Source organism: Sandaracinus amylolyticus (genome assembly GCF_021631985.1).
In the GTDB taxonomy this organism is placed as follows: Bacteria; Myxococcota_A; Polyangia; order Polyangiales; family Sandaracinaceae; genus Sandaracinus; species Sandaracinus amylolyticus_A.
The window spans coordinates 7,122,536-7,145,857 of the sequence record NZ_CP070225.1 but is presented as its reverse complement, the minus strand read 5'-3'; the positions used below and the strand labels follow the sequence as shown (position 1 = coordinate 7,145,857).

Genomic DNA, 23,322 nt, shown 5'->3' with positions numbered 1-23,322 from the left:
CACTCGGAGGTGTGACTCCGGCGCTCACACCGCGCGCGCGAGCTCCACTCGATTCGCGACACCGAGCTCGGCGTAGACGGCCTTGAGATGTTGCCGCACCGTGTTGGTGCTGATACCAAGCGCCGCTCCGATCTCGCGAACGGTCGCGCCCACCGCAGCGAGCTCCGCCACCTCGAGCTGGCGGCGAGACAGTGACGACACGCGGCGCGGGCGGACGATCACCAGGTACCCATCGCCCTCGCAACCGCTGATCGGTGTGAGCTGGAGGGCGAAGTCCTTCGGGCTCTCGTGCCGCACGCCTCTTGCGGTGGCACGCACGACCGCTCCGATCTCCGTCAGTTGAGCGGACTGCGCCCAGCGACGGAAGGCACGAGTCGCCAAGAGGAGCGTGCCACTGGTGTCGAGCACGGCATGCATGGGCTCGTCGAGCGGATCGAGCATGCGCGCTCGAAGTGCAAGCGCAACGCCGGGCGTTGGCCCTTTCGATCGCGAGGAGATACGACGTGCGCGCCCTCTGGAGAGGACACTCACGACGCGTCGCGCGTGCTCTGGAGAGGACGCGACAAGCGGACGCGCGGCGGAGCGCACGAGGTACGACCGTTGCTCCGTCGGTGGGGTATGGAGAGGACGAAGTCTCCCGTGCACGCGATCTCGCTCGTGGCGACCTGGCGAGGCGGTGCAGGGATCGCCGTGGTGTCCGTCGTTCACAACGGGCAACGGATCCCCGTCGACGATCGCACGGTGCATTCCGGTCGGTGCAGCGTGTCCGTCGACTATCGAGCAGATCGCACATCGCGGCACCGCGTCTCCGCCACATTCTCGTTCATCGGAGATCGCCGAAGTCATCTCACGCTGTACTGTCTCGTCGACGGCGTTCTCGTCGTTGGGCCCGTGCAGTCGGCGTTCGCCGAGCACCGATGGGAGATCGAGGTCGCCTGGCGGTCGAACGAGATTCGGGGCGGCCGATCGCGCTGAACGAAGCTGATGCCTGCGCAATGAACGCCAGCTGATGACCCGAGTGGGTCATTCGCAATCTCGCGCGCCGACATAGCTTCGACGCGAGATGCGGTTGTCGCATCGGGAGGTGCTCATGGCAGAGCTTCCGTTCGGAACGTCGATCAAGACCGACAAGAGCGTCAAGGTGAAGTACGTCGACTACGGCGGGCCCGCGATCGACATCTGCGACGCTCGGTGGGAGTCCTACTCGAAGACGCTGCAGGTGTTGCGCGGTGATGGTGTGTACCTTCGTCTCGAGCTCACGGCGGAGGGCCGAGTCCGGTTCGAAGGGCACATCAAGCGCAGCGTGCTCGGCCGCAGCATCGACAAGCAGTGGGCGAGCGCCGAGCACCCGCTCGAGCTCGTCGACCACTGTGACGAATGCAGCGGGAACCGCAGCAATCACGTCGAGGCTCGGTTCGCCGGTGTGCGCTATTGGCCGAAGAGCCGGGACCGCATGAAGCTTGCCGGCGACTGGCACGGGAACCTCGAGATCGACTATCCGGAGTGACGCGTGTGGATCGCCAGGCGAGCCGGCTCGCAGGAGACGGCTCGCCTGGCCTCTGCTCGCTCTCTCACGGGTTCAGATCAGTCGTGCTCTTCCACCACTTGTTCCCGAAGATGTCCCAGTGGACCTTGTGCATCTCGTAGAACGCGACACAGTTGCTGGTCGTCGCGCGATACGTCTCGCGAAGCACGACCGATGAATTGTTCTGCGAGACGAAGCCGAAGTCCGCGCCGATCTCGTAGAGCGCGTCGACCGTGCCCGCGCCCGCCGCAGTCAGCGCGACCTTCTCGCCGGCTTCCTGCGAAAGGACGCGAAGCATCGAGGGCACCTCGTAGATGCCGGTGACGACGCACCAGTCGTCCTCCCAGAATTGCGGATCGTGAGAGTCTCGCCGCGCGAGCTCCACGAGCTTCTCACCGATGCGCCACATGTCCTCGATGCCCACGAATCGCAGACCAGGGACGTGGAAGTAGAACTGGTCCTTCGCGGTGAACGTGATCTCGAGGCCGACCTTCGCATTCCCGAACGCGCCCGCTTGCGACGTTCCGGACAGGCTGAGGGTGGTCTCCCGCACTCCGATGGAAGCGAGCGTGCTCGCCTCGGTGATGTTCGACGGCTTGCGCTCGAGGGCCATCCCCTCGACTCCGACCGCGCGGAACCATCGATCGAGTCGGCCAGCGGGGTGCATCACTCCGTTGCTGACTCTTCCGAACGTTCCCACTTCCAGGGGCCTGGCCGGGTCCGGATTCATGTACCGACCACGCGTCTCTGCGACGAGCTTCCCGAGCTTCTCCACGAGTGTCGTCATTGTCCGCCTCCGTCTCCACATCGTCCGTTCGACGACGCACACCCGGTGATCGGACGAACCGGACGCTGGAGCCATAGCCCGAGCGGGTCTTGACGGTTGGCTCGGCCCGAGCGTCTGACGTGGGCCTTCGGGTTCGACGTCCGTCGGCTCTGGCTCGCGAGCGGTGGGGGGAGCACTGGGCGCTCTACTGCGCGATGCTTCGGCCGCCGGCGCGGTCACGCTCGATGGTCGCGGGATGCTCGTCCATCAAGCCGCCCAGAACATCTGGATCTGCAGTGCTTCGCTCGGCGCTGGCGAGCCGACTCTGATCGTCTCATCCGCGTGGGGCGAGCTGCGGGCCGTCGTCACCGAGGCGCAGATCGAGCGCCCTCCATCCCGCTGCATCACACGCACGTGCGAGCTCACTCGCGGCGCGCTCGTCGGGCACGAACGCGATCGCGACATCACCACCGCCTGCTCCCGACGGCTTCGCGGCTCCGTTCACGTCGCGCGCGAGCTTCGCGATCGCCGACAGCTCGTCCGTGACGATCGGCGCGCCTGCCGCCGCGCCGAGGGCGTGCATCGCAGCCCCGTGCTCTCCGGCGGCCTCGATCGCCTTTCCGACGTCGCCCCGCTCGATCGCGGAGAGCAGCGCGCGCGCAGCGTCCGCCAGCCGCTCTCCGATCCGCGCGTACGCCTTCGGCTCGGTCGCGGCGAGCTGCTTGACCCGATGGATCATGTCGCTCGTTCGCACGGGCATGCCGGTCCAGACGATCATCGTTCGCAGGCTCGACGGCCATTCGAGGGGGCGCGCGTCGACGTCCTCTCCTCGGCGCTCGAAGCGCACGAATCCACCGAGCATCGATGCTGCGATGTCGGCGCCGCTCCCTTCGGGCGCCACGGCGCGATGACCGGCCAGCGCGAGAGGCAACAACTCCCGCGCTCGATATTCGACTCCGTCGATATCGATGCCGTGCGCCGCGGCGACCGCCGCGACCGTCCCTGCCGCGCCCGCCGCCGATGATCCGAGGCCGAGCTTTCGAGCCCCGTCGCGAAGCGGACTGGCATCGACCGAGAGCGCCCCGGGAACCGCCCCGAATGCGGCCTCTGCGAGACGCCTCGCGTGAATCGCCTCGGGCGGTACGCATGCTGCGGAGTCCGCGCTGCCCGGCAGCAATCGAATCCGGGCGCGCGCCGAGACCGCGGCCACCACGGCCGGGGCACCCTCGAGCACCACGTACTCGCCGGACACCATCACTTTGCCCGGGGCCGTGACGGTGACGCCCTGTGTCATCTCTTCCATGCGTCCCTCCGTCAGCCCGGTGTGCGCGCCTGCAGCAGCTCGCGCGGACGACGAAGCAGTGCAAACAGCCGCGTCGCCAGCTTCATGTGCGAGAGGTCGTCCAGCCAGCTGTAGATGACGGGAGTGACCAGCAGCGTGAGCCCCAGAGAGAGTGTCTGACCGCCCATCACGCCGATTGCGATCGCGTGATTCGTCGCCGCGCCCGCGCCGCTCGAGATCACCAATGGCGCCATGCCTGCCACGAACGCGAGCGTGGTCATCAAGATCGGGCGAAGGCGCTCGCGGTTCCCGACCAAGATCGCCTCGGCGCGCGACATTCCTTTGCGTCGGAGCGCGCGCACGTGGTCCACCTGCAGAATCGAATTCTTCTTCACGATCCCGAACAGCACGAGGAGGCCGAGGCTCGTGAACACGTTGAGCGACTGCCCGGTGACCGCGATGGAGAAGAGCGCGAACGGAATCGTCAGGGGGAGAGATGCGAGGATCGTGATCGGATGGATCCAGCTCCCGAATTGTGCCGCGAGCACCAGATACATGAACACGATCGCCATGCCGAATGCGAACTGGAACGCTTCGTTCGCGCGCTCCTGCTCGCGCGCCCGACCACCGGTGTCGGCGCGGTAGCCGGGATCCATCTCCAGACCCGCGGCGATCGAATCCAGCGACTCCGTCACTGCGTCCTCCGATGCACCGGGCTCGAGCCCCATGAAGATCCGCACTTGTCGCTGGCGCTGACCGCGCGCGATCTCACCCGGCCCACGGGTCTCGACGAACCGCACGACCTGCGCGAGCGGGATCGGCTGGCCCGACTCGTTGGTCACCGTCGCGAGGCTCAGTCGTGCCGGGTCGGAGCGAGCGACCTCCGAGCTGCCGAGCACGATCGGAACCTGACGTCCATCGGCCTCGATCTGACCGACCTCGAGATCGGCAGTGACGATCTGCAGCACGTTCGCGACGTCGACGACGCGCACGCCCAGATCGACGGCGCGCGTGGTGTCGATCTCCAGCGAGAGCTCGGGGCTGCCGACCTCGAGCGTCAGACCGTGATCGACCGTGCCAGGAATCTGGCGAGCCTCGTCCAACATGCGATGGGCGTACTCCGCGAGATGCTCCACGTCGGGGCCGCGCAGCACGTACTGGATCGGCGCCGCGTCCGCGCCGCTGCTGCCGAATTCGTCGATCGCGCCGACCATCAGTCGGCTCGCCTGGGACGCGAACGTCGGAAACACCTCGCGCCGAACGCGGCTCATCAGCTCCTGCTGGGTCATCGCGCGATCGTTCGGGCCCACCAGCTCGACGTAGATGCTCGCCTCGTGCGGCGCTCGTCCGGTGGGATCGCCCGGCGGGCTCCCGACCGTGGTGATCGTGTGCACGACCTCCGGCATCTCGCGCATCGCGCGCGCGACGCGCTCGGCGAGCAGTCCTGTCGCCTCGAGCGACTGGCCCTCTGGCGCCCGGACCGTCACCTCGAATCTCGACTCGTCCTCGGCGGGGATGAACTCGCCGGGCACGACTGCGAGCAGCGGAATCGTCGACAGCAGAGTCGTCGCGATCGCGATCGCTCCGGCCCAGCGATGCTCCATCACCCAGGCGAGCGTCCAGACGTACGCGCGCTCGAGGCGGCTCTCGATCTCGACGCTGCTCCGACGCACCGCGCGATACGTCGCGATCTCTTCGTCCCGCGGCTCGGGCGCCGGGTCGCTCTCCGCCGAGGCCCGCGCGAGGAGATGAGGCGGGACCTTCATCGCGAGCGTGGGATCGTCGAATCCGAGGTCCGGTCTCGACTCTCGCTCTGCTTCGGGCGCATGACGTTTGATGCGCAGCCATCGTGCACAGAGCATCGGAGTCAGGGTGAACGCGATTCCCATCGACACGAGGATCGCGAACGACATCGTCAGTCCGAAGCTCGCGAGGAAGCGTCCGACCAGACCGCCCATCAGCCCGACGGGGAGGAACACCGCGACCAACGAGAGCGTCGTCGCGAGCACCGCGAGACCGATCTCTCGCGTCGCCTCGATCGCGGCTTCCATCGGCGGCAGCGCCTTCTCCTCGATGAAGCGCGCGATGTTCTCGAGCACCACGATCGCGTCGTCGATCACGATGCCGACCGAGAGCGTCAGGCCGAGCAGCGTCATGGTGTCGAGCGCCAGACCGGCGGCGCGAATCAGCGCGAACGTCGCGACGATCGAGGTCGGGATCGCGAGCGCCGCGATCACCGTCGCACGCCAGCTCCGCAGGAACAGGAGGACGGTCAGCGCCGCGAGCAGTGCGCCGACGATCAAGTGCTCGCCCACCGCCGAGACCGCGTGCCGCACGTACTCGCTCTCGTCGCGCGCCACCTCGAGCTCGACGCCGTGGGGCAGCTCGCCGGCGAGCGCGCTCACCTCCTGGCGCACCGCATCGACCACCGCGACGGTGTTCGAGCCCGAGCGCTTCCGCACCGCGAGCACGACCGACTCTTCACCATCACGGAGCGCGAGTGACGTGAACGGCGCCTCGTCGTCGATCACGTCCGCGATGTCTCCGAGCCTCACCGCCGTGCCGCCGCGCGACGTGAGCGCGAGACTGCGCAGCGCTTCGAGCGTCTCCGCGCGCGCTCGCACCCGGACTCGCAGCGAGCGCTCACCCGCGCTCAACATCCCTCCCGGTGCCTCGACGTTCTGCGCGGCGATCGCTTGGGCGACGTCACTCGCCGAGAGCCCGAACGCCGATGCACGATCCAGATCGACGACGACTCGGAACTGCCGCTCTGCGCCGCCCACGACCGTCACCGACGCGACGCCCGGGACCGTTTCGAGGCGCCGGCGAACGTCGGTGCGCGCGATCTCTCCCAGCTCGCGACTCTCGAGCGGACCGCGCAGGGTGAGCAGCACGACCGGCGCGGCGGTCGGATCGAACGCCTCGATCTGAGGCGCCTCGGCGTTCGCGGGCAGCGTGCTGGTCATTCGGCCGACGCGGTCGCGGACTTGCTGCGTCGCGTCGCGCAGGTCGACCTCGAGCCGGAACTCCGCGACGACGATCGACGCGCCCTCCAGGCTCCGCGACTCGAGCAGCTCGAGCCCGCCGATTCCGTTGATCGCCTCTTCGATGCGGTCGGTGATCTCGCTCTCGACCTGTCGAGGTGAGCTCCCCGGCGCGATCGTCGTGACGACGACGTACGGGACCTGGACGTCGGGAAATCGGCTCACACCGAGGCCGCTCAGTCCGATCAGACCGACGACCGTCAGTGTCGCGACCAACACCCACGTGAAGACGGGCCTGCGTACGCAGACCTCGGCGAGCCACTGCATTGCCGTGCTCCTCTCTGTTCGCGCGTCAGTCGCCGACGACGCCGCGCCTCGCGATCGCGAGCTCGTCCGCGGGGACGCCCGTTGCGTGCTCCAGACGCGCATGGGCTGCGCGCTGCGCGAGCGTCGCCTCCGCGTGCTCGCGTCGCGCGCGGAGCAATGCGGCCTCGGCTTGTCGCGCCTCGGCCTCGAGGCTGACGCCGGCCCGTCGCTCGGCGCGCCTCACGACCGCCAGCTCTTCCGCGAGGCGCACGTTCTCTCGAGCGAGCTCGACGCGCTCGGCGGCGCGCCGACAGCTGATCAAGACACCGCGGACCGACTCGTCGATCTCGGCGACCCATCGATCGCGCTGCGCCTCGAGCTGCGCCTGCAGCGCATCGAGACGGCTCAGCTCCGCGGCAGCGTCGAATGCCGCACCGGTGGAGAACGACGCGACGGCGCCGAGCTCCCACGACAAGAGCGGAGTGAGATCGTCGCGGCCGAATGCGCGCGGATGGGGCGCCGCGTAGTCGAGCACACCCACCATCGCAATCGAGGGCAGGAGTGACGCCATCGCGGCATCGCGCCGGCGACCGATCGCCGCGAGATCGAGCGAGAGCGCGGTGAGCTCGGGGCGCATCGCTCGTGCGCTCGCGATCGCGTCGGAGATCGTCGTGTGCGCGATCGTCTGCGCCGTCTCTTCGGCGGGTGTCATCGCCTCGCACTCCGGCCATGCGAGGCGCACGCACAACGCGGACTGCGTCAGCTCGGCCTGCTCGAGCGCGTCGAGGTGCTGCTGCTGGAGCGACGCGAGCTGACTCTCGAGCGAGACCAGGTCGACCCGCGGAAGCGTGCCTGCCACGACCGCGCGTCGAACGTGCTCGAGCTGAGCCCTCAGCGCAGCGATCGACTCGTCGAACGCGGCGGCGACCGCGACGGCGCGGGCCCACTCGAAATACGCCATTCGTGCCTCGAGCACGACGCTCCGCACGACGGCGGTCTGCTCGACGCGGCGTGCTCGCTCCGCGGTGCTGGCAGCGTCGAGCATCGGCACGAACCGGAACGGGATGTCGGTGACTGGGAGGACGAGCGCCGCGCGGAGCGCGTATTGGTCGAGGAGCTGGGGGAGCTCGTATTGCGCGCCGGGCTCGCCCAGATCGATGCGTCGGAAATCGATCGGAACATCGGAGAGCCGCGTATAACGTGCGGAGATCTCCACGTCGGGGAGCACGTCGCCGACTGCAGAGAGCGTGTCCGCGCTCGCCTGTCGCGTGCGCGCGTCGGCCTCTCGGAGCTCGTGGGACACTTCGAGCGCGCGGCGGACGACCGTCGCCTCGTCCACCGTTCTCACGCTCGCAGGGTCTTGCGCGAGGGCTCGCGCGCCGGTCACGAGGAAGAGAGCGACGCTCAGCGCGAGCGTCCCACGGAGCGCCGGCATCACGTGCTCTCTCCGGCGATCACGACCGAGTCGCCGTCGCGAAGCGTGGCGGGCGGCATCACCACCACCACCTCGCCGTCGTGGAGACCGATGTCCACCCAGGCCTGACCGTCGCGGCGGTCGGACAGATGCACGAGCCTCTCTTCGACACGTCCGTCCTGCACGACGAAGACACGATGAATGCCGGCACGACTGCGCAGCGCGGTCTCGGTCACGCGGACTCGGCTCGTGGTCCTCCCCGTGCGAACTGCCGCGCTGACCCACATCCCGGGCCGCAATCGCGCGTCTCCGGACACATCGGCCTCGATCCAGACCTCGGCCTCCAGCGTTCGCGCCTCCGGGTCCAACACCGGTGCGAGGCGCCGCACGGTGCCAGTCCAGTGCTGCGAAGAAAACGACGGACTGCCGATCTCCACTGCCGCTCCTTCGCGCACGAGCCCGACCTGAGGTTGCGGAATCGCGAGCCGCACCCGGAGCGGCAGCGTCTCGACGATCCGCACCACGCTGCGCTCGGGACCGACGACCTCTCCGACTTCGACGCTCCGGGCCGCGACTTCACCATCGAATGGCGCGCGCAACTCCGTGTCTGCCAACTCTCGCTGTCGTTCGCGCAGTCCGGCGCCCGCGACCCTCGCCGCCGCACGCGCGGCGCGCTCGGAATTCAGCGCTTCCTCCAGCTCGGCCTCGGCCGAGCGCAAGCCCGCCTCGGCTTGGACCAAGTCGCGTTCGCTCGCGGATCCCGCGGCCGCGAGCGCGCGAACACGCTCCCAGCCGTCGTGGCTCGCGTCGCGCCGGGCGCGAGCCGAGCGCACCGTCGCGGTGTCACCGGCACCTTCGCGAACCGATGCTCGCGCCTGCCTCAGCATCGCCTCGGCGGCGGCCGTCGCGTCGCGCGCCGCGGTGTCGCGGAGCCGGAGGACGACATCGCCCTGGCGCACGAGCGTTCCGGTGTCGGCGACGATCTCCGAGACCTGGCCACTGACGAGCGGCGCCAGCTCTGCGGTGCGCCACGCCGCGACCTCGCCATTGAGCCGCAGCACGTCGGGTGTCTCGTCGGCGACCGCCGTCACGACCTGGATCTCGATCGGAGCGCGCCCGACTGCAGCGCTGGCTGCGCCCGCGCGCTCGCTGCATCCGAGCGCGAAGAGGGCAATCCACACGAACCAGGGCTCGGTACGCATTGGCATCCTCCGAACGACGATCGGAGGGTTGCTCGGAGCGCACGTGTGGACTGCCCAGTTCCGACGAGCGGCCCGAAGTCGCGGACGAGCCGGGCGCCGCGCGCCTACGAGCGCTTGAGACCGACCGCGCCCTCGAGCAGCGCGTCGCGCACCATCGTCGCGCGATCGCGGGCGACCGGGATGCGAAGCGGCGCGTCCGGAGAGCCGACGAGCAGAGATGTCTCGCCGCTGTCGCGCGCCATGCCGCGAACGGCGTCGCCGTTGACGAGCCAGTTGCGGTGAACCCGCAGGAACGGCGGACCGAGCGAGCCCTCGATGGCAGTCAGCGCGACATCGAGGTCCAGCCGGCCGCGCGCGCAGTGCACGTACGACAGACGAGCGTCGGCCTCGAACGCCCAGACCTCGTCGCGATCGAGGAACACGAGCGTGCGTTTCTCCCGCGCGACGACGCGGCGTGCGACGACGGACGTCACGGGACGCGGCGCGCGCAAGCGCACTAGTCGATCGACACATTGTGCGACGCGCTCTGCCGTATACGGCTTGAGGACGTAGTCGAGCACGCCCAGTCGATATGCCTCGAGCGCGTACTCGCGTGATGCGCTCGCGATCACCAGGCCGGGCGGCGAGGGATGGCCCTCCAGCGAGCGAATCCACGCCACGCCGGCGTCGGGGGCAGACTCGCTCGCGAGACGAATGTCGACGAACGCGACGTCGAGCCCCAGCGTCGCCTCTTCGGCCAGCGCTTCGGTCGCCTGCGCGAGGGTCGCGACGCCCGCGACGACCTGGACTCGCTTCGTCTCGTGGAGCAACTCGATCAGATAGCTGCGTGCAGACCACTCGTCCTCGAGCACCAGCGCACGTAGACGTTCCGTCATGTTCGCTCCGAAATGAATCAGCCAGCTCGAACGAGCGCAGGGACCGAGCCCCGCAGTGGCATGCTCACCGAGACCACGGTCCAGCCCTCGCGCCGCTCGACGTCGAGCTGACTCCCCGGTGCCTCGAGCATGGCGCGTCGCTCGGCGATCTCCAGTCCTCGCGCGCCGATGCGCCGGGACTCGGTCGAGAACCCTTTGCCGTTGTCCCAGACTTCCATGATCAGCGAATCGCCCGCGCAGTACGCGGTGATCTTCACGACTCCACCGCCGCCCCGGGGCAGCGCGCCGTGCGCGACGGCGTTCTCGACCAGCGGCTGCAACAAGAGGCGAGGCACTCCGATCGCGGCGGTCGTATCGCCGAGCTTCCACTCGAACGCGATCACGTCGCCGTAGCGGGCTTCGAGGATCTGCGAGTAGCGCTGGAGCCAGGCGAACTCCTCGCGCAGCGAGTGCTCGCGCGCGTCGTGCGTCGCATCGCGGAACAGGTCGCCGAGCACGCCGATCAGCCTGCGCGCCGCGTGCGGATCGCGCCCGACCAGGCCTGCGATCGTGTTGAGGGTGTTGAGGACGAAGTGCGGCTCCAGGTTCGACCGGAGCCGCAGGAGCTCGGCTTCGCGGCGAGCTCCCTCGACGCTGCGGAGCTGGTCCTCTGCGGAGCGCAGCGCGGCGGGATAGAGCAGCGCGGCAGCCCAGAGCATCACCACGGGAATGCCGTCCGCGAGCGCGGTGACGATCTGGAAGTCGAGGCTGTCGGGCGCGAACGCCTCGAGCTCGACGAGCGATGGGTACTGTCGGCGCAAGAGCCCGTATCCGACGTACACGACGGTCAGCACGCCGCACGAAACCATCGTCGCGAACGCCATCGCGCGCGACACCGAGTCACCTGCGCGAACGCGGGCGCGGAACGCGATCGAGATCGTGCCCATCGTCATCGTGAGGACCGCGACGGTGAGCACGACGTCGAGCAGACCGAGTCGATATCCAGGCACGCCGTACGCGGCACGGACTCCCACGGACAGGAAACTGACGAGCACGCCCAGAACGACCCCGTAGACCGTGTAGCGCCCGATCGGGAGGGTGCGGAGCGTGGGTTCGATCGCGCGATTCGGATCGTGCGTGGAAGCGACCGGCATGCGCGCGATGGTGCCACCGCCCGGCGCGCGGTGAGGTCGAAAGACGACGAGACGTTGCAAGTCGTCCACGGAGGGCCGCGCGCCGAGCACCGGCGCGATCGCCGCCACTTTCTGCTGACGAGCGGGGCGTTCCGCGTCGTCCGGACGTGCATGTCGGACTACGAGTCGCTACAACGCAGCGATGGAGCGTCCAATCGTGCAGCGCTCCTGTGATCGCAATAGTTCTTCATACACAGAGCTGCGATCACGGCTCGTCGTCGTAGACGCGCCCTCCGTCACGGAGCTGCGACCTTCGGTCGAGAGCTTCGGGTGACCGGCGCAGCGATCGAATAATGTGCCGCGGCGGCGTTCTGCTCTTCCCGACACTGAATCCAGTGATCGTGTGTCGTTGCCGAAAATAGGCGCTTCGAATCGCGCTCTCTGCATTGCGCGCCGATGGGCACCTCACTATAGACCTCCACGTCGGTGGGAGTTGGAAATCCCGTCCGTGTCAGTCGACCAGCTCGCGACTGCCACGAATGGTTCGAATCCAGCTCCGAGTCGGGGGAAGGGCATTGGCTGGGTAGACGTATGAGGTGGCCGCCACGGCGACGTACGCCGTGGCTCGCTGCCGTGTCCGCAGGAGTGCTCGACTCGTGTCGAGTCGTGCGTGACTGCGAGCTTCGCCTCGTTGCTTACGAATCGTCCTGGGACTGGGAGCGCGTCGCGCTCGCTCAGGGCTGGCGAGAGACTCGATCGCTCGGCGCCGCGCGGGCTCGCGGTGGATCGGTCGGTTCTCTCGCGCGCCCCGAGGCACTCGTCCGTCTTTCGAGGGGGGTCACGTGTCGATATTCGCCGGATCGCTCGTTGTCAGGCTCACGCTCTGGTTCGCGTGGGGCCTGCTCACGAAATTCATCGATCTCCACTACGACGATGGTCTCTTCAAGAGAAACGCTGCGATTCTCGCGGCAGTCGTATGCGGTGTGTCCGTCGGCTTCGGGATGGCATCGCACGACGAGACCTTCGTCGTCTATTCCGCGATCATCGCCGGATGTTTGTTGTGCGAGAAGATCGACAACGTCGGATTCGCCATGTCGACGGTGTTGGTCTTCGGGACGATCGCGACCATCCACGTCGCCGCCGGTGTGCCGTTCACGCTGACGCCCGACAACTTGATCGCCTGGGGGCTCCTCACGAGCGCGTACGTGCTCGACGAGAAGCTCAACGATGCGATGGACCAGCGCACGTGGATGGCGAGCTCGGACTCCCGGGTGGTGCGCTGGACCTACTTGTTCCTGAAGCACCGGTTCGCATCGGGCGTGCTCGAGATCACTGCGGTGCTGATCGGGTCGATCTCGTTCTTCGGCGTGCTGCACGGTGTCGTCTTCAACATCGGTTATTACGCCATGTACCTCCTCGGGAAGGCGCAGCTCGCGCGGCGCGTCACCGCCGTCAGCCCGGCCTGACCAGCGCTCGAGCACGGGAGGAGAGTCATGCACGCTGTCGCCGAGGCGCGCGCGAACATCGCGCTCGTCAAATATTGGGGGAAGGCGGATCCGGAGCTGAACCTGCCTGCCGTTCCCAGTCTCTCGATCACGCTGGCGGGGCTGACGACGCGAACGTCGGTGCGATTCGATCCGAGCCTGCGCCGTGACTGGGTTCGCCTCGACGGGAGAGAAGCGGACTCGCGGACCGTCGAGCGCGTGTCGAGACATCTCGATCGTGTCGTCTCGGAGAGCGGGGCACGTGCTCTGTTCGCAGAGGTCGAGGGTCACAATGATTTCCCGACGGCGGCGGGGCTCGCCTCGTCGGCTTCGGGGTTCGCCGCGCTCACGCTGGCGGCCGCAGCGGCTGCGGGACGTGAGCTCGATCGCTCCGCGCTCTCGGTGCTGGCCCGACGAGCTTCGGGATCGGCGGCTCGATCGCTGTTCGGCGGCCTGGTCGTGCTGGACCGTGGCGCTGCCGGAGACCCGTGGTCCTCGGTCGCGCGCCCTGCCGGAGAGCATGCGGACTGGAACGATCTCCGGCTCGTGATCGGAGTCGTCTCGGAGCAGGCCAAGAGCACGTCCTCCACGTCCGGAATGACGCGCTCGGAGGAGAGTCCGTACTACCCGGCGTGGGTCGCGAGCGCGACGCGCGACGTGAACGAGGCGCTCGATGCCATCGCGCACCGTCGCATCGACGCGCTCGGCGAGATCACCGAGCGGAGCGCGCTCCGCATGCACGCGTGCGCGATGAGCGCCGATCCTGGTGTCGTCTATCTCCGCGGCCCGACGATCGAGGGCCTGCACGCCATCCGCGAGCTGCGCAGGAGTGGTGTCGCTGCGTGGTTCACCTGCGACGCCGGCCCTCATCCCAAGGCACTCACGAACGATCGCGACGCCGGCGCAGTGGCTCGGGCGCTCGCGAGCGTTCCTGGTGTGCAGCGCGTCCTGACGCTCTCGCCCGGCGCGGGCGCCGAGCTCGTCGAGGCGCGCCAGTAGCGCCCGTCAGAAGATGAGTCGGTCGATTCGTGCGATCGACTGATCTTCTCGCGGGACGTCGAGCAGAGAAATCCAACAACCATACTCTCGAGGTCTCATGCGACGGACGTTCGGAATCGACGCTTATTCGCTGTACGTGCCGAGGCTGTACGTGGATCTGACGCAGGAATGGTGCGCGGTGCGCGCGCCGCAGCTCGGCATCGGCTCGCCCGACTTGCTGCGTGGGAAGCTCGTGGCGGGGATCGGGATCCGCAAGATGGCGGTCGCCGATGGCCACGAGGACGCCGCGACGATGGCGGCGATGGCCGCCAAGCAGCTGATCGACGCGACGGGAATCGATCCTTCCGACATCGAGCTGCTCTCGGTCGGGACGGAGACGACGGTCGACCAGTCGAAGTCGATCGCCGCGTACGTGCTCGGCATGTTGGAGCGACACTACGGGAAGTCGCTCCGTCACGTCGGCACGCCGCAGGTGCAGTTCGCATGCATCGGCGCGACCTATGCGCTCGAGTCGGCCGTCAATCATCTGAGGGCGGGCGAGAACACGCGTCCCTATGCGATCGTGATCGCGACCGACATCTCGAAGTACCGACTTCGCAGCCCCGGCGAGTACACCCAGGGCGCGGGCGCGGTCGCGATGCTGGTCAGCGAGAGCCCGCGGTTGCTCGCGCTGGATCCCGGCGTCGTCGGAACTGCCACCCGCGACGCGCGCGACTTCTTTCGTCCGAATTGGAGCCGCACGGCGACCGTCGACGGGAAGCACTCGATCGACGTCTATCTCTCGTGCTTGGAGGACGCGCTGCGCGAGCACCTGGACCGCGCTGGTGCGCGGCGCGGCCTCGAGCCGGGGATCGCCTCCGTGCGCCAGCTCCTCGCGGAATTCGATTCGTTCCTGTTCCACGTCCCGTTCCCGCGCATGGCGGAGTACGCCGCCGCGCGCGTGTTCCGCCTGATGTGGGAGGGCAGCGAGTCCCACGGCGAGCGGATGCGAGAGCTCGCGGCGGGGCTCGCGCCCGACGACACGCGGGAGCTCGAGAAGCGCCTGATGAAGACGGATTTCTTCCGTGCGCACTTCGAGCGGACGGTCGCGCCTTCGCTCGAGCTGCCCGGTGAGATCGGCAACGTGTACTCGGCGTCGCTCTATCTCGCGTTCGCCAGCATGACGGATGCCGCGCGCAGAGATGGAGTCGACCTGACGGGGCGACGAGTCCTCTTGTGCTCCTACGGGAGCGGCGCGAGCGCGAAGGTGTTCTCGGGCACCGTCGGTCCGGAGTGGAAGCGAGTCGCGGCGCGCCACTACGGCACCGAGCTCCGTCCCGTCTCCGAGGGTGGCCGGCGCATCGCGATCTCGGTCGCCGAGTACGAGCGCCTGCACGAGCACGAGGAGGTCGTCGCGAGCGCGGAAGCGGCGAACGGAGCCGGCGAGGAGATCGTGCTCGTCGGCCCGCCTCCGAGTGTGCATCCGCCGCGCGACGAGTTCGTGCTGCAGCGCCTCGGGCGGCTGTCGACGCCGGAGCTGACGGATCACGGATACCGGTACTACCAGTATCTGTCGAACGACGGCGCCGGCGAACAAGAGGTGGCGTGATGTCCCCGCCTCACGACGAACAAGCGCAGCTGATCGAAGGGCGCAAACAGGACCACATCCGACTCTGCGTCGATCGTCACTCGGAGTTCCGGCGAAAGAGCACGCTCCTCGAGGAGGTCGATCTCGTCCACCACGCGCTCTCGGAGCGGAGGGTGAGTGACGTCGATCTCCGCACCACCTTCCTCGGCAAGACGCTGCGGGCGCCGATCGTCATCAGCGCGATGACCGGTGGCACGGCGGACGCTCGCGCGATCAATCGTGATCTCGCGCGTGCCGCGGAGACGCTCGGCATCGCGTTCGGGCTCGGGTCACAGCGCGCGATGGCGCTGCGTCCGGAGAGCGCGGACACGTACGAGGTCCGCGACGTCGCGCCGAGCACGGTGATCCTCGGGAACCTCGGGATCGTCCAGGCGCGCGCGATGTCGACCGACGACGTGCGCCGCTTGGTCGAGCGTGCGCAGGTGGACGCGCTGTGCATCCACCTCAATCCCGCGATGGAGCTCATCCAGCCTCACGGCGATCGCGACTTCACGGACGGGCTGCGCACGCTCGAGCGCTTGGTGCGGGAGCTGCCCACGCCGGTCGTCGTCAAAGAGACGGGTTGTGGGATCTCGCTCGGTGTCGCTCGCGCGGTGCGTGAAGTCGGCGTGCGTGCAGTCGACGTCAGTGGTGCCGGCGGCACGTCGTGGGTGGCAGTCGAGGCCCGGCGCGTCAGCGGCGCGACGAAGCGTCTGGGCGAGGCCCTGTGGGATTGGGGCATTCCGACGGCGCCATCGGTCGTCTGGGCTGCCGAGGCCGGACTGGAGGTCGTCGCGACGGGGGGGCTCCGAACCGGCATCGACGTGGCGCACGCGCTGGCCCTCGGCGCGACGCTCGGCGGCCTCGCGGCGCCCGTCCTTCGCGCTCAGCAGGAAGGTGGATACGACGGAGCGGTCGAGTACCTGCGCGACGTCATCGACGCGGTGCGCGCGATCACGTTCCTCACCGGGAGCGAGTCACCGAGTCGGCTGCGGGACGTCCCGCGCGTGATGGGGCCGAGGCTGAATGCGTGGTTGTCGGCGGAAGGGAGAGCGCGATGACGGACTCACTGCGTTGGAGCGAGCGCGCACACGGAAAGATCATCCTCTTCGGCGAGCACGCCGTGTTGTACGGACGGCCCGGGCTCGTCGCGGCGATCGAGCGCGGCGTCTCGGTCTCGGTGGCTCCGGGCACCGGACGGCTCTCGGTGTCGACGCCCGGTCGTGATTCGAGCGACGGAGACCATGGCCGGATCGCGACGGCATTCGACGAGATCCTGCGTGTGGCCGGAGTCGCGCGCTCCGCGCTCCACTGGGATTTCCACGTCGAGTTCGAGCTGCCGCCGGGGACGGGATTGGGCAGCTCGGCCGCGTTCTCGACGGCGCTCGCGCGGGCCGTGTTGCGCGCGGCGACGGGAAGCCGGGATCCGCAGTCGATCGCCGCGAGCGCGAATGCGGCAGAGGCGGTGTTCCACGGCCAGGCGTCGGGCATCGATCAGGCGATCGCGCAGCACGGTGGCTTGGCGCTGTACACGACGGCCGACGGATTGAGGCGCTTCCCGGCGTCGAGCGCGCCGGCGCTCCGCTTGTGCGTCGGATTCACCGGACACACCCGGAGCAGCCGCAGCATGATCGCGCGCGTCCGCAGTCAGCTCGAGCGGGAGCCCCAGCGGGTCCTCGCGAGCTTCGATCGCATCGCGACGTGCGTGGCCGACGGCGCTCGCGCGATCACCGACGGCGACCTCGCCGCGCTCGGTGGAGCGATGACCCGCAATCACCAGGAGCTCGATTGGCTCGGGGTCTCGAGCGTCGAGATCGAAGCGCTCCGTGAGATCGCGCTCGAGCACGGTGCGCTCGGTGCGAAGCTGACGGGCGCGGGCGGCGGTGGATGCGTGATCGCGGTCGCGCCGGATCTCGAGCGCGTCCGAGAGGCCTGGGCGCGCGCCGGGCTCCACGCGTTCATCACCACGCTCGATCGTTCGAGCGACGCGAGCGTGGACGAGCCGGGGAGCTCGCAGCGCGCGCGGGGGGACCGAGCCTCGTCGCGCATCCCCGGCTTCTATGAGCTCACGCTGAGCGAGCGGCGGAACGAGCTGGTGCAGCGCGGCAAGCTCGACGAGGGCGATGCAGCGCTGCTCGATCGCGGATCGTTGTCATTCGAGATCGCCGATCAGATGGTCGAGAACGTCGTGGGCCTCTATGCGCTCCCGATCGGGCTCGGGCTCAACTTCCGCGTCGACGGGAAGGACCATCTCGTCCCGATGTGCGTCGAGGAGCCGTCGGTCGTCGCCGCTGCGTCGAACGCCGCGAAGCTGGTGCGCGCGGGGGGCGGGTTCTTCACCGAGACCGACCCGCCGGTGATGATCGGACAGCTCCAGGTGCTCGACGTCGCGGACACGGGCGCCGCGGAGCGACGCCTGGACGAGCATCGCGAGCGCCTCTTGCGACGCGCCGACGAGATCCTGGCCTCGCTGGTGCGCCGCGGGGGAGGCGCACGGGGGCTCGAGGCCCGCGTGCTCGCTCCGAGCCGACCCGGCGCGCCGGGCATGGTCGTGGTGCACCTCCACGTCGACTGCCGCGACGCGATGGGCGCGAACATGGTGAACACCCTCGCCGAGAGCCTCGCGGGCGACGTCGCGTCGATCCTCGGCGGGCGACCGGGCCTGCGCATCCTGTCGAATCTCGCCGATCGCCGGATGGTGCGAGCACGCTGCTCGATTCCCGCGCGGGCGCTGGACACGACGCGCTGGCAGGGCGAGGAGGTTCGCGACGGGATCGTGCGTGCGAGTCAGTTCGCCGAGCTCGATCCCTATCGCGCAGCAACTCACAACAAAGGTGTCATGAACGGCATCGACGCCGTGACCATCGCCACCGGCAACGACTGGCGTGCGGTCGAGGCGGGCGCGCACGCCTATGCGGCACGCCGCAATCGATACGAGCCGCTCGCGATCTGGCGTGTGGGCCGCGATGGGTCGCTCGACGGAAGTCTCGCGATGCCGATGGCGGTCGGGACGGTCGGCGGCACCTCGAGAGTGCATCCGGGGGCGCGCCTCGCCGTGAAGATCCTCGGTGTGACGAGCGCGCAGGAGCTCGCGGGAGTCATCGCGTCCGTCGGGCTCGCGTCGAACCTCGCCGCGCTGCGCGCCCTCGCGTGCGAGGGAATCCAGCGAGGACACATGTCCCTGCACAACCGCTCTCAAGTCATGGCGGCCGAGTGAGCCCTTCCGACACGGAGTCCGAGATGCCCTATTGGCTGGAGAAGCTCTTCGAGATCAAGTGGACGGAGATTCGCGACGAGCTGGTGGCAGTCGCCGACGAAGTCGGAGGCTGGCTCGTCGGAGCGCCGATCGACGAGAGTGCGGCGCAGCCCTTCGATCCCGGCAACTACGTCGTGTTCGTCGATCGCCGCGGGACCGTGCGAGCGCGCCTCCACGACCTCAATGGATTCCACCTGCTCGAGACCCTGATCCGCCGGGGGCTCTCGCTGGCGATCGATCGTGAGCTCGAGCAGCACTTGGCGGAGTTCGGAGACGGAACGCTCTGCGGGTGGTGGAAGGAGTCGCAGCTGACGAGTGGGCGGCCGTATTTCCGCGGGCGGCGGCCGACCAAGATCGTGCACGACGTCGACGACACGGCGTGGTGGCTCAAGTACCGCGGTCGGCCCGCCGGCGACGAGCAGCTGCGCCCGTTCCTCTCGAGAGACACGCTGCCGCGACGCTTTCACGATGCGGCGATCGAAGCGAAGGTCGACCGCCGATTCGTGCTGCGGACCTGGGAGCACGCGGACTGGCACAAGTGGGACTGCGACCTGCTCTGCATGGCGAACATGATCACGGCGCTCCCCGAAGACGGAAACGAGCTGCAGCGACGTGTCTTCGAAGAGAACCAGAAGCTGATCAACGCCTCGATCCCCGGTCGGTACCTCGACCTGATGATGTACTACGAGCCGAAGGTGGTCGGGGTCTTCCTGCTCTTGTTCTACGACCGCGCGCATCGGCCGTTCTTGACCGAGCGCTCGCGCGACGTGCTCCGGCGTCATCTCGAGCGTGAGCTGGATCAGCTCGAGTCGAACGAGATCCGCTCGCGCTGGGCGGGGGACGAACGACTGACCTACGTCCACGGCTACAACCTCCAGTGGATGAACGCGACGCTGCCGGGTCTGTGCGTCGACTATTCGAAGCGCTTCTTGCTCGGAGAGAGCTCGAGCGCGCGACATTCGCTGGTCGATGCGCTGCGGGCGACGTCATGAGCATCGATCGAGAGCGTGAGTCGTTCGAGGCGCTCCTCGACGCGACCCGCCGCGCGGTGGACGCGGAGCTCGAGGCGCGGTTCGATGTGCTCTGCGAACGTGCGGCGAGATATGGCCCGGCGACCTTCGCGACCGCGAGGTCGCTCCGGGCGATCACGCTGCGGGGCGGCAAACGATTTCGTCCTGCGATGCTCGCGGCGGCGTACGTCGCAGCCGGCGACGACGACGACGTGCGCGCGGTGACGAAGGCGGGCGTCGCGCTCGAGCTGCTCCAGTCGTATTTCCTGATCCACGACGACTGGATGGATCAGGACGAGACGCGACGAGGCGGACCGAGCGTGCACGCGGAGCTCGGCCGCACGTTCGAGTCGGAGCACGCAGGCGCGGTGTCCGCGATCCTCGCCGGTGATCTGGCGATTGCGTTGGCGCAGTCGGAGCTGCTCTCGCAGCAGGGCCCGTCCGATCGGATCGCGGAGTGCGCGCGCATCTTCGCTTCCACCCAGAGCGACGTGGTGTTCGGGCAGATCTTGGACGTGCACGCGGCCGCGCTCGGTCGCGAGGACGTCGAGCTGGTGCACTCGCTGAAGACTGCGAGCTACACGGCGCTGGGTCCGGTGCGGATGGGCGCAGCGCTCGCGTCGGCCACGTCGAGCGTGCGCGTCGCGCTCGATCGTTATGCCGGCCCGCTGGGGATCGCGTTCCAGCTGCGGGACGATCTGCTCGGCGTCTTCGGCGATCCCCGAGTGACCGGCAAGCCCGTCGGCGCCGACATCCGTCGTGGAAAACGCACTGCGCTCGTCCTCGATCTGTTCGAGGACGACGTGTCTCGCCCGCTCTTGTCCCGGGTGTTCGGGCGCGTCGACGCGAGCGATGGCGAGATCGAGCAGGTCGTCTCGCAGATGATCGAGCGCGGGGCGCGGGCGCGGCTCCAGTCACGTCTGGAAGAGCTCCTGACGCAGAGTCGAGACGCACTGCGCGACGCTCCGCTTCGCGAGCGCGGGCGGAGCGCATTGCTCGGTGCGCTGACCGCGCTGGGTCAGCGATCGCGATGAGCGAGTCGTCGGCGCGCCGCGCCTGCTCGTCGGCTCGTCGTCGTCATCGGTCGAGATCTCCGCGTCGAGCGTCCGCTCGTCACCCGATCCTTCCGGCGTGGGTGCTGCGCACCTCTCACCGAAAGGAAGGGCATGCGAGCGGAGGAACGCACGAACGCGATTCTCTACGAGGCGATGAACCGCCATCACGAGCACGCTTCGGAGGGTCATCTCAGCTTCGGGCTCTGGACGCAGAGCACGGACGACCATCGCGACGCGTGCGCGAACCTGGTGCTCTCGCTGGGCCGGCGCATCGGGCTGTCGAGGACGAGCCGCGTCCTCGACGTCGCGTGCGGCGTGGGAGCACCGGCAGTGCTGCTCCATCGGACGTTCGGATGTGTGATCGATGGAGTCGATCTCGCGCGCGAGTCGGTGCACCGAGCGAGAGCGCGAGTGCGAATGTCGGGCGCCTCCGGCGCGATCGCGATCCACCACGGCAGTGGCACCGCGCTTCCTTTCGCGAGCGCGCAATTCACCCACACGATCTGCATCGAAGGCGCCGACCACATGCGCCCGCGACGACGCTTCCTCGAAGAAGCGTTTCGCACGCTCGTGCCGGGAGGCACGCTCGGCCTGGTCGACTCCGTGATCTGCCGGCCGAGCCGGGACTTGATGGAGCAGGCCGCGATCGAGCTGCTCTGTCGCGCGACGTCGGTGCCGCGCGCCAACGTGTGGACCGCGGACACGTACCGGCTGATCCTCGAGGACGTCGGGTTCGTCGACGTCGCGATCGAGCACGTCGGTCACGAGACGATCGGCGCGTTCTACGAGTGGGCCGAGCGACGCGGAGTGCTCTCGACGCTGAGCTGGACCGACGGCGCGCTGCTCCGCGCGCTCGCCCGCCTCGTGCGCAGCGGCCTCGCGGGCTACGTGGTGATCCGCGCGCTCAAACCGACGTCGGCTCGCTCCTGAATCGAAGGGCGGCGCGCATGTCGGGCTGGCTCCTGCTGATCGCTGCGATCGTGTGCGAGGTCGGCGCGTTCACCTGCATGAAGCTGTCCGAGGGCTTCACCAGGGCCGTGCCAAGCGTGCTGATGATGTTGGGCTATCTCGGCTCGTTCGGCCTCGTGAGCCAGGCGATCCAGAGGCTCGATCTCAGCACGACCTATGCGGTGTGGTCGGGCCTGGGCACGGCGGCGGTGACGGTCATCGGGCTCGCGTTCTTCGGTGACGCGTTGACCGTGCCCAAGGTGGTCGCGATCGCGCTGATCATCGCCGGTGTCGTCGTGCTCCACGCGAGCGGCGGTCCGCACTGAGGGCGCGTTCGATCGTCACGTCGGCGACGATGCGCTCGGGCGCTCGATCCCCATCGCAGCGCGTCGCGCTGCGTCCTGGCGATCGGCCTCGTCGGCTTCTTCCTTGGTGTGATAGGGCACCTCGCGACGGCAGCGCGGGCATCGGAGCGGACGTCGCGCGAGCGCGATGAACGGGCCGAGCACCGCGATGAGGAGACCTGCGGCGATCAGCGCGAAGATGCCGAACGGGTCGACGAACACCACGAGGATCACCGCGACGAAGCCGAGGAGCGCGATCGCGGGGAGCACCCGGCCCCACCAGCGCGCCGGCCCCACGGCGAGCACGTAGTCCTTGTCGTGGCGGCAGTAGCGCTTCTCGCGCCGCACGAACGTCCCCTGCTCGTGCTGGATCCACAACAGCTCCTGCTTCCGGCGCGCGAGGTCTTCCGTCGTCACGATCCCTCACTTCCGAGTGATCGTCCTGTTCAAAACGGGTTCCAGCGGCGGAAGCTCGATTCCTGCGCACGACGTGCTCGAGCTCCGTCGCGCGGCGCTCCACGTGCAGCTCGCGGCGGGGCACGACGCCACGCGTGGCGCGAGTCAATTCGGAGCGTTGTCGGCTCGTAGGGGGCGCGTCGCGAGCTCGAGCACGGCCTCGATCTCGCGCTCACCAACGAGCTGCACGAGCCCTGGCGCGCGCTCCCGCAACAGACGCTCGAGGCGTGTGCGGTCGTAGAAAGGCGCGAAATCCTCGGCCATTTCGACGAGCCGACGACGCGCAGCGATGCGGCGTGCGAGCGTGACGCGCTTCATCACGACCACGACATCACGGCGGTGATTTCTTCGCAACGACCCCGACGTGAGACGACTCGCGCGCCGGGAGCGATCATGCACGCGGCTCCGCGCGCACGTCGTACGCCTCCGCGCACTCGATGCTGCAGAAGAGACCGAACGTGGTTCCGTCGACCTCGACGATGCGCCACGACGGCTGCGCGAGCGCGAGGCCACGCCGGCACCGCTGGCATCCGCGGAGCTGCATCGCGGCGGCGCGCGCCCTCGCGGCGGCGCGGTCGGCCATCGGGCTCGAGGGCCACCGCTGCTCGAAGGTCTCCGCGACGCGCGCACACGCATCCGCGAGCGCGCGCGAGAGCGGCATGTGAGGCACTTCGTCGCAGTCGATCATCGATCCACTC

At 68.7% G+C, this 23,322-nt stretch carries 22 protein-coding genes; 11 read left to right on the top strand and 11 right to left on the bottom strand.

What is annotated here, in order from left to right; translation table 11 throughout:
* Positions 1-24: 24 nt before the first annotated feature.
* Entirely contained in the window at positions 25-441 is a 417-nt protein-coding gene (locus I5071_RS30315; protein WP_236516747.1) for a helix-turn-helix transcriptional regulator, read from the bottom strand.
* A 198-nt stretch (positions 442-639) separates the two neighbouring features.
* On the opposite strand from I5071_RS30315, the gene I5071_RS30310 reads away from it, so the two are divergent.
* Together I5071_RS30310 and I5071_RS30305 are read left to right on the top strand one after the other, a co-directional pair.
* Positions 640-975, top strand: coding sequence for a hypothetical protein (locus I5071_RS30310; RefSeq protein ID WP_236516746.1), 336 nt, complete (start codon positions 640-642; stop codon positions 973-975).
* A 115-nt stretch (positions 976-1,090) separates the two neighbouring features.
* Positions 1,091-1,507, top strand: coding sequence for a hypothetical protein (locus I5071_RS30305; protein ID WP_236516745.1), 417 nt, complete (start codon positions 1,091-1,093; stop codon positions 1,505-1,507).
* A 64-nt stretch (positions 1,508-1,571) separates the two neighbouring features.
* Here the strand turns inward: I5071_RS30305 and I5071_RS30300 are convergent, their stop codons facing one another.
* From I5071_RS30300 to I5071_RS30270, 7 genes are all read right to left on the bottom strand, one after another.
* Positions 1,572-2,138, bottom strand: a complete 567-nt coding sequence (locus I5071_RS30300; protein ID WP_236516744.1) for a hypothetical protein — start codon at positions 2,136-2,138, stop codon at positions 1,572-1,574.
* Between the two features lie 487 nt (positions 2,139-2,625).
* Entirely contained in the window at positions 2,626-3,546 is a 921-nt protein-coding gene (locus tag I5071_RS47060) for a mevalonate kinase (protein ID WP_419249672.1), read from the bottom strand.
* A gap of 59 nt (positions 3,547-3,605) precedes the next feature.
* A complete protein-coding gene (locus tag I5071_RS30290) occupies positions 3,606-6,884 on the bottom strand; it encodes an efflux RND transporter permease subunit (RefSeq protein WP_236516742.1) in 3,279 nt (1,092 codons plus the stop codon).
* A gap of 25 nt (positions 6,885-6,909) precedes the next feature.
* Positions 6,910-8,298: a TolC family protein gene (locus I5071_RS30285; RefSeq protein ID WP_236516741.1), complete on the bottom strand. Its 1,389-nt coding sequence runs from the start codon at positions 8,296-8,298 to the stop codon at positions 6,910-6,912.
* A complete protein-coding gene (locus I5071_RS30280; RefSeq protein WP_236516740.1) occupies positions 8,298-9,479 on the bottom strand; it encodes an efflux RND transporter periplasmic adaptor subunit in 1,182 nt (393 codons plus the stop codon). Before I5071_RS30280 ends, I5071_RS30285 begins: the two co-directional genes overlap by 1 nt.
* Before the next feature lie 104 nt (positions 9,480-9,583).
* Entirely contained in the window at positions 9,584-10,354 is a 771-nt protein-coding gene (locus I5071_RS30275) for a LytR/AlgR family response regulator transcription factor (RefSeq protein ID WP_236516739.1), read from the bottom strand.
* 17 nt (positions 10,355-10,371) lie between these two features.
* Positions 10,372-11,367 (bottom strand): sensor histidine kinase, encoded by a 996-nt coding sequence (locus I5071_RS30270; RefSeq protein ID WP_236516738.1) that lies wholly within the window; start codon positions 11,365-11,367, stop codon positions 10,372-10,374.
* 941 nt (positions 11,368-12,308) lie between these two features.
* Here I5071_RS30270 and I5071_RS30265 point away from each other — a divergent pair.
* The 9 genes from I5071_RS30265 (at position 12,309) to I5071_RS30225 (ending at position 22,150) form a co-directional block, all read left to right on the top strand.
* Positions 12,309-12,932, top strand: a complete 624-nt coding sequence (locus I5071_RS30265; protein WP_236516737.1) for a hypothetical protein — start codon at positions 12,309-12,311, stop codon at positions 12,930-12,932.
* Between the two features lie 27 nt (positions 12,933-12,959).
* Positions 12,960-13,949 (top strand): diphosphomevalonate decarboxylase, encoded by a 990-nt coding sequence (mvaD, locus tag I5071_RS30260; RefSeq protein WP_236516736.1) that lies wholly within the window; start codon positions 12,960-12,962, stop codon positions 13,947-13,949.
* 97 nt (positions 13,950-14,046) lie between these two features.
* Positions 14,047-15,537, top strand: coding sequence for a hydroxymethylglutaryl-CoA synthase family protein (locus tag I5071_RS30255; protein WP_236516735.1), 1,491 nt, complete (start codon positions 14,047-14,049; stop codon positions 15,535-15,537).
* Complete coding sequence (gene fni, locus I5071_RS30250; RefSeq protein ID WP_236516734.1) at positions 15,537-16,616, top strand: type 2 isopentenyl-diphosphate Delta-isomerase; 1,080 nt, start codon at positions 15,537-15,539, stop codon at positions 16,614-16,616. The genes I5071_RS30255 and fni overlap by 1 nt, the downstream gene beginning before the upstream one ends.
* Positions 16,613-18,772, top strand: coding sequence for a hydroxymethylglutaryl-CoA reductase, degradative (locus I5071_RS30245; RefSeq protein WP_236516733.1), 2,160 nt, complete (start codon positions 16,613-16,615; stop codon positions 18,770-18,772). Before fni ends, I5071_RS30245 begins: the two co-directional genes overlap by 4 nt.
* A 23-nt stretch (positions 18,773-18,795) precedes the next feature.
* Complete coding sequence (locus tag I5071_RS30240; RefSeq protein ID WP_236516732.1) at positions 18,796-19,803, top strand: hypothetical protein; 1,008 nt, start codon at positions 18,796-18,798, stop codon at positions 19,801-19,803.
* Positions 19,716-20,855, top strand: coding sequence for a polyprenyl synthetase family protein (locus I5071_RS30235; protein WP_236516731.1), 1,140 nt, complete (start codon positions 19,716-19,718; stop codon positions 20,853-20,855). Before I5071_RS30240 ends, I5071_RS30235 begins: the two co-directional genes overlap by 88 nt.
* A gap of 132 nt (positions 20,856-20,987) precedes the next feature.
* Positions 20,988-21,806, top strand: a complete 819-nt coding sequence (locus tag I5071_RS30230; protein WP_236516730.1) for a class I SAM-dependent methyltransferase — start codon at positions 20,988-20,990, stop codon at positions 21,804-21,806.
* A 17-nt stretch (positions 21,807-21,823) separates the two neighbouring features.
* Positions 21,824-22,150: a DMT family transporter gene (locus I5071_RS30225; protein WP_236516729.1), complete on the top strand. Its 327-nt coding sequence runs from the start codon at positions 21,824-21,826 to the stop codon at positions 22,148-22,150.
* A 15-nt stretch (positions 22,151-22,165) separates the two neighbouring features.
* Here the strand turns inward: I5071_RS30225 and I5071_RS30220 are convergent, their stop codons facing one another.
* The 3 genes from I5071_RS30220 to I5071_RS30210 form a co-directional block, all read right to left on the bottom strand.
* On the bottom strand, positions 22,166-22,585 hold the full coding sequence (locus I5071_RS30220; protein ID WP_236516728.1) for a hypothetical protein: 420 nt from the start codon (positions 22,583-22,585) through the stop codon (positions 22,166-22,168).
* Positions 22,586-22,729: 144 nt separating this feature from the next.
* Entirely contained in the window at positions 22,730-22,942 is a 213-nt protein-coding gene (locus tag I5071_RS30215) for a hypothetical protein (protein WP_236516727.1), read from the bottom strand.
* A gap of 73 nt (positions 22,943-23,015) precedes the next feature.
* Positions 23,016-23,312: a hypothetical protein gene (locus tag I5071_RS30210; RefSeq protein ID WP_236516726.1), complete on the bottom strand. Its 297-nt coding sequence runs from the start codon at positions 23,310-23,312 to the stop codon at positions 23,016-23,018.
* Positions 23,313-23,322 lie beyond the last annotated feature (10 nt).